The 12,606-nt window shown below is 72.2% G+C and carries 17 protein-coding genes; 15 read left to right on the top strand and 2 right to left on the bottom strand.

Going from position 1 to position 12,606, the window contains the following annotated elements:
* The first annotated feature begins 140 nt into the window (after positions 1-140).
* From AB0G28_RS17925 to AB0G28_RS17855, 15 genes are all read left to right on the top strand, one after another.
* A complete protein-coding gene (locus AB0G28_RS17925; protein ID WP_361089552.1) occupies positions 141-1,487 on the top strand; it encodes a hemolysin family protein in 1,347 nt (448 codons plus the stop codon).
* On the top strand, positions 1,480-1,818 hold the full coding sequence (locus tag AB0G28_RS17920) for a cytidine deaminase (protein WP_361089550.1): 339 nt from the start codon (positions 1,480-1,482) through the stop codon (positions 1,816-1,818). The genes AB0G28_RS17925 and AB0G28_RS17920 overlap by 8 nt, the downstream gene beginning before the upstream one ends.
* Positions 1,815-2,711 (top strand): GTPase Era, encoded by an 897-nt coding sequence (gene era / locus AB0G28_RS17915; RefSeq protein ID WP_361089548.1) that lies wholly within the window; start codon positions 1,815-1,817, stop codon positions 2,709-2,711. Before AB0G28_RS17920 ends, era begins: the two co-directional genes overlap by 4 nt.
* A gap of 178 nt (positions 2,712-2,889) precedes the next feature.
* Positions 2,890-3,234: a CD225/dispanin family protein gene (locus AB0G28_RS17910; RefSeq protein ID WP_020645740.1), complete on the top strand. Its 345-nt coding sequence runs from the start codon at positions 2,890-2,892 to the stop codon at positions 3,232-3,234.
* 26 nt (positions 3,235-3,260) lie between these two features.
* Positions 3,261-3,605, top strand: coding sequence for a CD225/dispanin family protein (locus AB0G28_RS17905; protein ID WP_361089546.1), 345 nt, complete (start codon positions 3,261-3,263; stop codon positions 3,603-3,605).
* The gene (locus AB0G28_RS17900; RefSeq protein WP_361089544.1) at positions 3,602-4,057 is read left to right on the top strand and encodes a DUF2752 domain-containing protein; all 456 of its coding nucleotides are present in this window, start codon (positions 3,602-3,604) and stop codon (positions 4,055-4,057) included. Before AB0G28_RS17905 ends, AB0G28_RS17900 begins: the two co-directional genes overlap by 4 nt.
* Before the next feature lie 183 nt (positions 4,058-4,240).
* Entirely contained in the window at positions 4,241-5,323 is a 1,083-nt protein-coding gene (locus AB0G28_RS17895) for an RDD family protein (RefSeq protein WP_361089542.1), read from the top strand.
* A 64-nt stretch (positions 5,324-5,387) separates the two neighbouring features.
* On the top strand, positions 5,388-5,858 hold the full coding sequence (locus AB0G28_RS17890; RefSeq protein WP_361089540.1) for a CD225/dispanin family protein: 471 nt from the start codon (positions 5,388-5,390) through the stop codon (positions 5,856-5,858).
* Positions 5,859-5,907: 49 nt separating this feature from the next.
* On the top strand, positions 5,908-6,669 hold the full coding sequence (recO, locus tag AB0G28_RS17885) for a DNA repair protein RecO (protein ID WP_361089538.1): 762 nt from the start codon (positions 5,908-5,910) through the stop codon (positions 6,667-6,669).
* 41 nt (positions 6,670-6,710) lie between these two features.
* Positions 6,711-7,526, top strand: coding sequence for an isoprenyl transferase (locus AB0G28_RS17880; RefSeq protein WP_361089536.1), 816 nt, complete (start codon positions 6,711-6,713; stop codon positions 7,524-7,526).
* Positions 7,523-7,945 carry a YbjN domain-containing protein gene (locus AB0G28_RS17875; protein ID WP_361089534.1) on the top strand — a complete coding sequence of 141 codons (423 nt, stop codon included), beginning with the start codon at positions 7,523-7,525 and terminating at the stop codon, positions 7,943-7,945. The genes AB0G28_RS17880 and AB0G28_RS17875 overlap by 4 nt, the downstream gene beginning before the upstream one ends.
* Positions 7,946-8,136: 191 nt before the next feature.
* Entirely contained in the window at positions 8,137-9,150 is a 1,014-nt protein-coding gene (locus AB0G28_RS17870; protein WP_361089532.1) for a permease, read from the top strand.
* Positions 9,147-9,884: a TIGR03943 family protein gene (locus AB0G28_RS17865; protein ID WP_361089530.1), complete on the top strand. Its 738-nt coding sequence runs from the start codon at positions 9,147-9,149 to the stop codon at positions 9,882-9,884. Before AB0G28_RS17870 ends, AB0G28_RS17865 begins: the two co-directional genes overlap by 4 nt.
* A gap of 80 nt (positions 9,885-9,964) precedes the next feature.
* Complete coding sequence (locus AB0G28_RS17860; protein ID WP_361089528.1) at positions 9,965-10,780, top strand: alpha/beta fold hydrolase; 816 nt, start codon at positions 9,965-9,967, stop codon at positions 10,778-10,780.
* A 9-nt stretch (positions 10,781-10,789) separates the two neighbouring features.
* A complete protein-coding gene (locus tag AB0G28_RS17855; protein ID WP_361089526.1) occupies positions 10,790-11,650 on the top strand; it encodes a helix-turn-helix domain-containing protein in 861 nt (286 codons plus the stop codon).
* On the opposite strand, the gene AB0G28_RS17850 is transcribed toward AB0G28_RS17855, so the two are convergent.
* Together AB0G28_RS17850 and AB0G28_RS17845 are read right to left on the bottom strand one after the other, a co-directional pair.
* Complete coding sequence (locus tag AB0G28_RS17850) at positions 11,625-12,038, bottom strand: Fur family transcriptional regulator (RefSeq protein WP_361089524.1); 414 nt, start codon at positions 12,036-12,038, stop codon at positions 11,625-11,627. The genes AB0G28_RS17855 and AB0G28_RS17850 overlap by 26 nt on opposite strands.
* On the bottom strand, positions 12,038-12,403 hold the full coding sequence (locus AB0G28_RS17845) for a metalloregulator ArsR/SmtB family transcription factor (RefSeq protein ID WP_361089522.1): 366 nt from the start codon (positions 12,401-12,403) through the stop codon (positions 12,038-12,040). The genes AB0G28_RS17850 and AB0G28_RS17845 overlap by 1 nt, the downstream gene beginning before the upstream one ends.
* Positions 12,404-12,606: the final 203 nt, after the last annotated feature.

Below are 12,606 nucleotides of genomic sequence, written 5' to 3'. Positions count from 1 at the left end.
TCCCAAGCGCCCCAATGTGGCGTTCGGTGCGTTGGACGCACCGAACGCCACATTGGGTGCGTCCAACGCAACCAACGCCACATTGGGGCGCATTGCCGGGCCGGCGCCTGACCTCCGAAGCGCGGTACTAGGCGCCAGCCATGGACCAGCTCCTCTTCGCGATCGCGCTCGTCCTCCTGGCCGGCGTGTTCGCGGCGGCCGACGCGGCCATCAGCACCGTTTCGCAGGCCCGGGCCGAAGGGCTCGCCCGGCTCGGCCTGCCCGGCGCCAGCCAGCTCGCCGCCGTCGTCGCCGAACGACGGCGGCACATCAACCTGCTGCTCCTGCTCCGCCTCGGCTGCGAGCTCACCGCGACCGTGCTGGTCACGGTGTTCGTGGGTACCCGGCTCGAGCCGCTCGGCCTCGCGGTGCTCGTCGCCGCCGTCGTCATGGTCGTCGTCAGCTACGTCCTCATCGGCGTCGGCCCCCGCACCCTCGGCCGCCAGCACCCCTACCGCATCGGGCGCTACGTCGCCGGGCCCGTCCGCGTCCTCGGTTCCGTCCTCGGCCCGCTGTCCCGGCTGCTCATCCTCATCGGTAACGCCATCACGCCCGGCCAGGGCTTCCGCGAAGGCCCGTTCACCTCCGAGGTCGAGCTGCGCGAGCTCGTCGACCTCGCTCAGGAACGCGGCGTCGTCGAGGACTCCGAACGCGAGATGATCCACTCGGTGTTCGAGCTCGGCGACACCGTCGCCCGCGAGGTCATGGTGCCGCGCACCGAGATCGTCTGGATCGAGCGCACCAAGACCGTGCGCCAGGCACTGGCGCTGGCCCTGCGCACCGGCTTCACCCGGCTGCCGGTCATCGACGAGTCCGTCGACGACATCGCGGGCGTCGTCAACATCAAGGACCTCATGGCGGCCTACCTCGACCCCGACGGGCCGGCCACGCTCGTCACCGCCGTGATGAACCCGGCCTCGTTCGTCCCCGACTCGAAACGGCTCGACGAGCTGCTCAAGGAGATGCAGCGCTCGCACAACCACATGGCGATCGCCGTCGACGAGTACGGCGGCACGGCGGGCCTGCTCACCATCGAGGACGTCCTCGAGGAGATCGTCGGCGAGATCACCGACGAATCCGACGCCGACGAGCGACCGGAGGTCGAGGAGCTCGACGGCGGCGCCGTCCGCGTGTCGTCCCGGATGAGCGTCGACGACCTGAGCGAGCTGTTCGGCGTCGACCTCGAAGACCACGACGTGGAGACCGTGGGCGGGCTGCTCGCGGAACGACTGGGTAGGGTCCCGCTGCCGGGGGCCGAAGCCGAGGTCGCCGGCCTTCGGCTGTTCGCCGAAGGGGGCAAGGACCGGCGCGGCCGCATGCGGATCACCTCCGTGGTGGTGCACCCGGCCGACGCCGACGCGGTGACGGACCCGGCCGACCGCAGCGCCCGGCGCCGCACGCGCTTGCCCCACCCCGACGAACGCGACAGGAGCGTCGAACATGCCTGACCTCGAGGCCGACGACCGGAAGCTGGTCACGCTGGCCCGGTCCTCGCGCGCCCGCATCCAGGCCGCCGAAGGCGCCGCGGTCCGCGACACCGACGGCCGCACCTACGCCGCCGGCACGGTCGACCAGCCCTCGTTCAAGCTCACCGCGCTCCAGGCCGCGGTCGCCGCCGCCCTCTCCAGCGGCGCCGAGGGCATCGAAGCCGCCGCCGTCGTCACCGGCGAGGGCCTGCTCAAGGAAGCGTCCGTGCACGCGGTCCGCGACCTCGCGAAGGACGCCCCGATCATCCTCGCCGACCCGCGCGGCGAGATCCTCCAGGTGCTCACCCGATGACCGAGCACCGCTCCGGCTTCGCCTGCTTCGTCGGACGGCCCAACGCCGGCAAGTCGACGCTGACCAACGCCCTCGTCGGCACCAAGGTCGCGATCACCTCCAGCAAGCCGCAGACCACCCGGCACGCCATCCGCGGCATCGTCCACCGCGAGGACGCCCAGCTCGTCCTCATCGACACGCCCGGCCTGCACCGTCCGCGCACCCTGCTCGGCGAGCGGCTCAACGACATCGTGCACACGACGTGGTCCGAAGTGGACGTCGTCGGCTTCTGCGTGCCGGCGAACGAGAAGATCGGCCCCGGCGACAAGTTCATCGCCGCCGAGCTGCAGAAGATCGCCAAGCGGACGCCGGTCATCGGGATCGTCACCAAGACCGACCTCGTCCAGCCCCAGCAGGTCGCCGAACAGTTGCTTGCCCTGCAGCAAGTGATGGAGTTCGCCGAGCTCGTCCCGGTGTCCGCAGTGGACGGCTTCCAGGTCGGCACCCTGGCCGACCTGCTGGTCCAGCGGCTGCCCGAGGGCCCGCAGCTCTACCCCGGCGGCGAGCTCACCGACGAACCCGAGCAGACCCTGGTCGCCGAGCTGATCCGCGAGGCGGCGCTGGAAGGCGTCCGCGACGAGCTGCCGCACTCGATCGCCGTCACCGTCGAGGAGATGCTGCCCCGCGAAGGCCGCGACGACCTGATCGACGTGCACGCGTTCCTCTACGTCGAACGCCCCAGCCAGAAGGGGATCATCCTCGGGCACAAGGGCGAACGGCTGCGCGAGGTCGGCGCCACCGCCCGCAAGCACATCGAGCGGCTGCTGGGCTCGAAGGTCTACCTCGACCTGCACATCAAGGTGGCCAAGGACTGGCAGCGCGACCCGCGGCAGCTGCGCCGGCTCGGCTTCTGACCTGCGAGTTCCCCGTTCGGAAGAATTCCTGATCTCATTTCGGTCGCGGCGGGAGGAAACGCCGGACGCGGGGGCCTCCGGACCCCTACAGTCGCGGCTTCGACCACACCGCGGCCGGTCGGGGCGGCAGCGGACCGGGTGGTCGTCCACGGAGCACGACGAAGGGGAACAACAGATCATGACCGACAGCCAGGGCATGCCCAACTACCCCGGCGACCAGCCGAACTACCCGGGCGGTCAGCCCGGTGGCTACCAGCCGGGGCCGCCGCCGAGCAACAACCTCGTCTGGGCCATCCTCACCACCCTGTTCTGCTGCCTCCCGTTCGGCGTCGTGTCGATCGTCCAGGCCGCGAAGGTGAACGGGCTGTGGGCGCAGGGGCAGCACGCCGCGGCGCAGGAAACCGCCAACTCCGCCAAGAAGTGGGCGATCATCTCCGCCGTCGTCGGCGTCGCGTGGATCGTCCTGGCGGTCATCCTCTCGATCGCCGGCGTCTTCACGTTCGGCACCACGCCGCGGTACTGACGTAGCGAAGCAGCAGGAGGACCCCGGTGACCGACCAGTACCCGCCGCCGTACCCGCCCCCGGGCGGGCCGCCCCCCGGCTATGGCTACGGCTACCCGCCCCCGAACTACGGGCCGCCGCCGGACAACAACATGGTGTGGGCGATCCTGTCCACCGTCTTGTGCTGCCTGCCCCTGGGTGTCGTCTCGATCGTGAAGTCCAGCCAGGTCAATTCCCTCTGGTTCCAGGGCTTCCACGCCGAGGCGCAGAAGGCGGCCGCGGACGCCCGCAAGTGGGCGATGTGGTCGGCCATCGCGACCGGGATCCTCCTGCTGCTCTACGTCATTTTCTTCGTCGTCCTCGTCGGGACGGCCGCGTGGTTGCCGAGATGACCACCACGACCGTCTACACGGGAATCCCCGCCCAGGGGGCGAAGGCCACGCTCCGGGCGCTCGCGCCGCCGCTGGCCGTCGTCGCCGGGCTGGGCGTCTGCTGCGCGGTGGTCTGGGTCGGCGACCCGACCACCCCCGGCGGGTTCCTGCCGGTCTGCCCGACCAAGACGCTCTTCGGCATCGACTGCCCGGGCTGCGGTGGCATGCGGATGGCCTACAGCCTGATGCACGGCGACATCCCGGCGGCCCTGCACTACAACGCCGTGTCCTTTGTGGTCGTTCTCCTGTTCGTGTGGAGCATGGTCGCGTGGACCACCGGGCGCCTGCGCGGGCGCGCGGTGACCAGCTGGCTGCACTGGCGCTGGACGCCCCTGGTTTTTTCGGTCGTGTTCGTCGTCTGGTTCGTCATCCGCAACCTGCCGTTCGCGCCGTTCACGGCCCTGCACGTCTGATCCGGGCGGCCGGGAACCGGCGGGCCGCGCCGTGCGTCGGAGCCACGCGTGCGAATCACCCGGACAGCTGATGCCTGGGCAGCGCGGCCGAACCCGAACGGAGTACGCTCCCGCGGACCGCGCCGTACGCCCGGCGGGTCCGCACGGGGTGTGCGGTGGAGTGAACAGCGAGGGGGAGACCCAATGACCGATCCCTACGGCCAGCAGTCCTTCGGGCAGCAGCCCGGTGGCCAGCAGCCGTTCGGACAGCCGCAGCCGGGGCAGGCGCCGTACGGCCAGCCCGCGCCCTACGGGCAGCAGGCACCGTTCGGGCAGCCCGCGCCGTTCGGCCAGCAGGGCGGTCCCTTCGGCGCGCCGCGGAACTACGCGAACTGGGGCCAGCGCGCCGGTGCCTACCTGATCGACGTCTCCCCGATCCTCGTCATCGACCTGCTGGCGCTCGTGCTGGTGGCCAGCGGCGCACAGGTCGTCGGCAGCATCCTGTACGGGCTCGGCGGGCTCGTGGGCCTGGGCTGGGCCATCTACAACCGGTGGATCCAGCAGGGCAACACCGGCCAGTCCCTCGGCAAGCGCATCCTCGGCATCAAGCTGGTTTCCGAGCAGACCGGGCAGCCGGTCGGCGTGGGCACGGCCTTCCTCCGCGACCTCGCCCACATCGCCGACGCCCTGCCCTGCTACCTCGGTTTCCTGTGGCCGCTGTGGGACGACAAGACCCAGACGTTCGCGGACAAGATCGTGAGCACCGTGGTGGTGCAGGCCGACGCGTCGGCCGCCGCCGGTCAGGCCCCGTTCGGCCAGCCGGGCGCCCAGCCGTTCGCCGGGGGTTACCCGCCGGCGGGCCAGCAGCCGGGTCAGCCCGGTCAGTTCGGCCAGCCGCAGTCCGGCGGCTTCGGCCAGCCCGCCCCGGGTGGGTTCGGCCAGCCGCCGTCCTCCGGTGGCTTCCCGCAGCAGCCCGCATCCGGCGGGTTCCCGCAGCAGCCGTCGTCCGGTGGTTTCGGGCAGCCCCCGCAGCAGGGCGCGTTCGGCCAGCCGCCGCAGCCGGGTGGCTTCGGCCAGCAGCCGCCGGCCGGCTCGGCGTTCGACGAGCAGGCCGAGCGCACGCAGATGCTCCGCCCGGACGCCGGGGGCGGGTCCGCCTTCGACGAGCAGGCGGAGCGCACCCAGATGCTGCGTCCGGAAAACCAGGGCGGGGCCGGGGAAACCCAGAAGCTCCAGCCGGGCCAGTTCGGGCAGCAGCCGCCGACCGACCAGCCGCCGCAGCGCTGACCCGGTCCCGCACCACCGCCGGGGTCACCCGGGGGAAGTTCACTCATAGTTGGGGTAGAAGTTCATGACCAATCCCTACGGCCAGCAGCAGCCCTACGGTCAGCAGCCGCCGCAGCCCGGCTACGGACCGCCGTCCGGCGGCATGCCCGCGCAGCCCTACGGCCAGCCCGCGCCGTACGGCCAGCCGCCCACCGGCGGCTTCGGTGCCCCGGGCTACGGTGCCCCCGGCTACGGCGCGCCCGGCGGTCCCGGCGACATCAACGCCATCAAGGAGTACAAGGGCTGGGCGATCGGCTGCATCTTCCTCATGTGGATCCTCGCGATCTTCGCGATCATGAAGTCCAACGAGGTCAAGACGTACAAGATGCAGGGCAACTACGCGATGGCGGAGCAGGCCTCCAACACCACGCGCACGCTCTGCCTGATCGCCACCATCATCGGGGCGCTCGGCTGGATCTTCGCGATCATCATGATCATCGTGACGATCGCCGCGGCCGCGTCCGTCAGCACGTACTGCACCGGCTACTACTGCTGAACCCGGGTCGGTCCGCCCCGGCATCGCCCGACAGTGGGACGATGTCGGGGTGGTGAACCTCTACCGCGACACCGGGGTGGTGTTGCGCACGCACAAGCTGGGTGAGGCCGACCGGATCGTCACCCTGCTCACGCGGCGGCACGGCAAGGTCCGCGCCGTGGCGAAGGGCGTGCGGCGCACCTCGTCGCGCTTCGGGGCCCGGCTGGAGCCGTTCGGCCACGTCGACGTGCAGTTCTACACCGGGCGCACCCTCGACGTCATCACCCAGGTCGAGACCGTGGACGCGTTCCAGCTGCCGCTGGTCGCCGACTACCAGAGCTACACCGCGGCCAGCGCGATCGCCGAAACCGCGGACCGGCTGTCGGCCGAAGAGGGCGAGCCGGTGCTCAAGCTGTACCTCCTCGTCGTGGGCGCCCTGCGGGCGCTGGCCGAGGGGCAGCGCGACTCCTCCCTGGTGCTCGACGCCTTCTTCCTCCGCGCGATGTCCTACGCCGGCTGGGCGCCCGCGCTGACCGAGTGCGCCCGCTGCGGCCTGCCGGGCCCGCACACCGCGTTCAGCGTCGCCGCCGGCGGCTCGATGTGCCAGGACTGCCGCGTCCCCGGCTGCGTGCACCCCGCCCCGGAGGTCCTGGACCTGCTCACCGCCCTCCTGCACGGCGAATGGCCGCTGGCCGAGTCGACCCTGCCCGGCACCCGCCGCGACGCGAGCGGCCTGGTCGCGGCGCACCTGCAGTGGCACCTGGAGCGTCAGCTGAGGTCCCTGCCCCTGGTCGAGCGACGCGCCCGGGAGGCCGCCGCGCCTGGGCAGTAAGGTCGGGCCCGATCGGTTTCACCCATCCAGGGAGGCTCGCAGTGCTGCGCAGGGGACGCGAGAGCAAGGCGTCGCGATACGAGCTGCGGGCCCCGGATCCGCACCCGTCGGGCGCGAAACCGCCGGAGATCCCGCGCGAGCTGGTGCCCAAGCACGTCGCGCTCGTCATGGACGGCAACGGCCGCTGGGCCAACCAGCGCGGCCTGCCGCGGATCGAAGGCCACAAGCGCGGCGAAGCGGTGATGATCGACGTCGCGAGCGGCGCGGTCGAGCTGGGCGTCAAGTGGCTCTCGGTGTACGCGTTCTCGACCGAGAACTGGAAGCGCAGCCCCGAAGAAGTGCGGTTCCTGATGGGCTTCAACCGCGACACCATCCGCCGCCAGGTCGACTACCTCGGCTCGATCGGCGTGCGGATCCGCTGGGCCGGGCGGCGGCCGAAGCTGTGGGCGTCGGTCATCAAGGAGCTGCAGGCGGCCGAGGAGAAGACCAAGCACAACACGGCGCTGAACATGACGATGTGCGTCAACTACGGCGGCCGGGCCGAGCTGGGCGACGCGATGCAGCGGATCGCGCAGGACGTCGCCGCCGGGAAGCTGAACCCCGACAAGGTGAACGAGAAGACCATCGGGAAGTACCTGTACCAGCCGGAAATGCCGGACGTGGACCTGTTCCTGCGGCCCTCGGGCGAGCAGCGGACGTCGAACTTCCTGCTCTGGCAGTCGGCCTACGCCGAGATGGTCTACCAGGACACGCTGTTCCCGGACTTCGACCGGACGCACCTGTGGCGTGCCTGCCTGGAGTTCGCGAAGCGGGACAGGCGCTTCGGCGGCGCTGTCGACCAGGCGGCTTCTTCATGAGTGCGACCGAAGCGGCCGAAACCGCGGAGCTGCTCACGCAGGCGAAGGACGCTCTCGAGCGTTACCTCGAGGTCCGCGTCGACGACGACGGGGCACTGACGTTCTCCCACGGTGGCGTGCCCTGCGTGATCCAGGCGACCAGGCTGGGCGAAGGCCTCACAGTGCTGACCCTGACCTGCGTGGTCGGCTGGGACCTGGCGGACGCGCCGGAACTGTCGGTCGCGGTCGCCGAGCGCGCGGGGCAGGGACTGTTCGGGACGCTCGGGATCGGGCACTCGGACAACGGCGTCGACGTCACGCTGCGGTACGCCTTCCCGGCCGCGGGGCTGGACGCGGCCGCGCTCGGGACGCTGCTGATGCTGGTGGTGTCGACCGCTTCGCAGTTGCGGACCGACCTGCCGGGAATCCTGCCGGAGTAACCGGGCTCAAAAGCCGTGAAGGCCTCCTTACCGGCTTTAAAAGCCGGTAAGGAGGCCTTCACGGCATTCCGGGCAGTGGCGGGATGATTTTTCGGCGCGAACGGCGAATGAGGGTCCAAAACGGACCGTGATCCGCCGTTCGCGGCCCGTGCGGGTCCCGCCCTGCCGGCCGGTCCTGGCATCATCACGGCGTGGACACCCTTCCCGACACCGCGGCCGAGCCCGCCCGGCGCACCCGCCGGTTCCGGATCAGCTCGGTCGAGGTGCTGTGCGCGATCCTGCTGATCGCGATCCTCGGCCAGGGGCAGCTGCAGCAGCTGTTCGACGTGCCGGCGCTGCGCACCGGATCGACGGTCTTCGTCGCCGTCTGCGTCCAGGCCTTGCCGTTCCTCGTGCTGGGCGTGCTGATCAGCGGCGCCATCGCCGCGTTCGTTCCCGCGCGCGTGCTCGAGAAGGTGCTGCCCCGCCGGGCCGGTGCGGCCGTCGGCGTCGCCGGGCTCGCCGGGGTCGCGCTGCCCGGCTGCGAATGCGCCTCGGTTCCCGTGGCGCGGCGGCTGATGGGACAGGGCGTGGCGCCCGCCGCGGCGCTGGCGTTCCTGCTCGCGGCACCGGCGGTCAACCCGGTGGTGCTGGTGGCCACCGCGGTCGCGTTCCCCGGCAAGCCGGAGATGGTGCTGGCCCGGTTCGCCGGCTCGCTCGCCACGGCGCTGGTGATGGGCTGGCTGTGGGCCCGCTTCGGCAAGCTCGAATGGATCACCGAACGCGCGTTGCGCCGGCTTCCGGAGGTGGCGTCCGGGCAGCGGTGGCGGGTGTTCGCCGAGACCGCGCGGACCGACCTGGCCGAGGCCGGCGGGTTCCTCGTGCTGGGCGCGCTGATCTCGTCGGCGCTGAACGTGCTGGTGCCGGCGAAGTGGTTCGGTGTGCTGGGCGACCAGATCGTGCTGGGCATCGTGGTGATGGCGGTGCTCGCGGTGGTGCTGGCGCTGTGCAGCGAGGCGGACGCGTTCGTCGCGGCGTCGCTGACCGCGTTGCCGATGCTGCCGAAACTGGTGTTCCTGGTCGTCGGGCCGGCGGTCGACGTCAAGCTGTTCGCCCTGCAGGCGGGCACGTTCGGCCGGTCGTTCGCGGTGCGGTTCGCGCCCGTGACGTTCGTGGTGGCGGCGGCCTGCGCGGTCGTGGCCGGAGTGCTGGTGGGGGTCGCGTGAAACGGGAGACTCAGAACATCCTGCTGATCCTGCTCGGCGGGGCGCTGGTCAAGATCGCGGCCAACGGCGACTACCTGCGCTACGTCAAGCCGGCGCAACAGCCGTGGATCATCGTGGGCGGCGGGGTGATGGTGCTGCTGGGCGCCGTCGCGATCCTGCGAGACCTGCGTGCCGCCCGGACTGCCGGGGCCGCTCCGGACCGCCAACACGGTGCCGGCGACGGCCACGCGCACTCGACCCGGCCGGCCTGGCTGCTGCTGGTGCCGGTGCTGGCGGTGTTCCTGATCGCCCCGCCCGCGCTGGGCGCGGACTCGGTGATCCGCACCGAGGCGCGGGTGCCGGCGAGCGCGGCCGCCGCCAACTCCGCCGCGTTCCCGGCGCTGCCGGCGGGGAACGTGGTGCCGTTGCCGGTGAACGAGTTCGTCAGCCGCGCGGGCTGGGACACCGCGGGCACGCTCAACGGCCGCACGGTCTCCCTGACCGGGTTCGTCGTGCACACCGGCGGCAGCACGCTGCTGGCCCGCCTGGTGATCAGCTGCTGCGCGGCGGACGCGTTCCCGGTGACGGTCCGCCTCCGCGGCGGCGAAGCCGACCACCTGGCGAGCGACGCCTGGATCCAGGTGACGGGCCAGGTGGTCCCGGGCACGGCGACGAGGGACAACAGCTACACACCGGACTTCACCCCGGCCTCGGTCACGACGATCCCGGCCCCGAAGGACCCGTACGAGTACTGAGGCTTGGGCCGGCAGCCGACCGTCCGGGCGCTGACATTCGTCCAAGACCGGCGGCCGGTGGCGCCCTTATCGTCCGGCGCATGGTCAGTCACGGCTTCGCCCACGGGATGCACGTTGTCCAGGAAGGCCCGCGGGAGGCGCCGCCCCTGCTGCTCGTCCACGGATCGGGGGCCTCCGGCGCCTCGTGGGACCTGATGGCCGGGGCTCTCGCCGCTCACCACCACGTCGTCCGGGTCGATCTCCCCGGGTGTGGCCGGTCCTCGCCCGCGCCCTTGTACGCGGTGCCCGCGCAGGCCGGCCGAGTGGCCGCGCTGCTCGACGACCTCGGGCTGCGGCAGGTCGCGGTGGCCGGGCACTCCAGCGGCGGTTACGTCGCCACCTCGCTCGCGGAACGGCGCCCGGACCTGGTGCGGTCGCTCGCGCTGATCAGCACCGGCCCGAGCCTCGACGCGTTCCTCCCGCAGCCGCTCGTCCTCCGGGCCCTGCTCGCCCCGCCGTTCGGCCCGCTTCTGTGGGCGCGGCGCTCGGACGCGATGATCCGCAAGGGGGTCGTCGCGACGACCGCGCGCCCGGTGGACATCCCGGCCCGAATGATCGAGGACCTCGAGACCATCACCTACCGCACGTTCCGGAAAGTGTTGCGCGGCAACGCCGCCTACGTCGCCGAGCGGAGCGTGCCCGACCGGCTCGCCGGTCTCGGGCGCCCCGTCCTGGTGCTCTTCGGCGCGGCCGACCCGCGGTGGGACCCGGCGTCGGCGCGCCGGTACGAACCGGTCCCGGACACGCGCGTCGAGCTGCTGCCCGGCGTCGGGCACGTGCCCCTCCTCGAAGCGCCTGAGACCACCGGCGAACTCCTGCTGCGCTTCACGGCGACGGCCGGGCGCCCCTCGGCCTAGGCTGCCCTCGTGCTGTCGAGCGGCTGGACGTGGGCGGACGTGGACGTCGCCGTGCCGCGTTCCCCGGGCCGGCTGCCGGGGGTCGCCATGGCCGGGTTCCGCCAGCGGGTCGCAGGGCCCGTCGAGATCGCCATGGTCGCGCACCCTTCGGTCACCTTGATCGTGGACCTGAGCGACGCCGGGGGCGTCGTCTGCGACGCCGACGGGCGACGCGAGCGCGGCAGCTTCGTCGCCGGGTTGCTTCCCGGCCGCGTCCGGACCGGCGGGCTCGGCGGCGAGTGTCTCCAGATCCGGCTGTCGCCGGTGGCCGCGGCCGCGGTGCTCGGCGCGCCGGCCGAGCTGACCGGCACCGTAGTGGCCTTGGACGAGGTCTGGGGCCGTGACGCCGAGCAGGTCGAGGACCGGTTGCGGGCCGCCCGGTCGTGGGACGAACGGTTCACGATCGCCGCCGACGTCCTCGGCCGACGGGCCGCTCGCGCCCCGGTCGAGCCCGAGGTCGCCCACGCCTGGCGGCGGACGGTCGCCGCCCGGGGACGGCTGCGGGTGGACGGCTTGGCCGAAGAGGTCGGCTGGAGCCGCCAGCGCCTGTGGTCCCGGTTCCGGGCCCAGCTCGGGCTGACCCCCAAAGGAGCCGCGCGGCTGGTGCGCTTCGACCACGCCGCGCACCTGCTCGCGGCGGGGCATGCCGCGGCCACCGTGGCCGTCCGGAGCGGCTACACCGACCAGTCCCACCTGCACCGCGAAGTCCGGGCGATCGCCGGGACCACGCCGGCCGCCGTGGCCGCCGCGCCGTGGCTCGCGATCGACGACGTGGCGTGGCCGGGCCGTGGAGCCGATCCCGGGCTCAGTGCTCCGCGCAGGTGCCGGTGATCTCGACCGTGTGGGAGATCTCCGAAAAGCCGTGCTCGGCCGCGATCTTCTCGGCCCAGCGCTCCACCGCCGGCCCCTCGACCTCCACCGTGCGGCCGCACAGCCGGCACACCAGGTGATGGTGGTGGTGGGCCGAGCAGCGGCGGTAGATCGCTTCGCCGGAGTCCGTGCGCAGCACGTCGATCTCGCCGGCCTCCGACAGCGACTGCAGGGTGCGGTACACCGTCGTCAGGCCGATGCCGTCACCGCGTTTGCGCAGCTCGTCGTGCAGTTCCTGGGCCGAGCGGAAGTCGTCGATCGTGCTCAGCAGCTCGACGACCGCGGCCCGCTGCTTGGTCGATCGGCGCCCGGGCACCGGGGCCTGGGCGCGCGGCGCGGCGGCGTTCATCACTTTCCTTCCTGCACGTGGGCGACGGCGTCGACCACGATGTGCGCCAGGTGGTCGTCGGCGAGCCGGTAGACGACCTCGCGGCCGCGGCGCTCGCCCTGGACCACCCCGGCCGTCTTGAGCACCCGCAGGTGCTGGCTGATCAGCGGCTGCGCGACGTCGAGGGCGTCCACCAGCTCGTGCACGCACCGGTCGGCCACCCGCAGCTGCAGCACGATCGCGATCCGGACCGGCGCCGCCAGGGCGCGCAGCAGGTCGCCTGCGTCGGTCAGGACCGACGGCGACGGGTGCGCGGGCGCCGCTTCGGACGCCGGCGCGCACTCCGCGAGCCCCGGCTGGGCGCCACTCCCCGTGACCGTCGCCATTCCCGCCTCCACGCTGCTCGTTGCGGCGTTGCGCCGTCTGCGACCATGAATTCCGTAGTCATTGCCGATAACGGCACCGCCCATCCTAGTGTTCCCCCGTCCGGGAGCCCCGGTCCGGCGCCGAGCTGCGGGGTACGGCTGGTCGTATTACCCCGTTCGGGTGAGTTCGTGGGATATTGGCCCTGCGGCTTCGCATGTCGTGG

The organism is Amycolatopsis sp. NPDC021455 (genome assembly GCF_040640995.1).
In the GTDB taxonomy this organism is placed as follows: domain Bacteria; phylum Actinomycetota; class Actinomycetes; order Mycobacteriales; family Pseudonocardiaceae; genus Amycolatopsis.
Note: the sequence above shows the minus strand (reverse complement) of the source record. Positions and strands in the feature narration are given on the sequence as shown.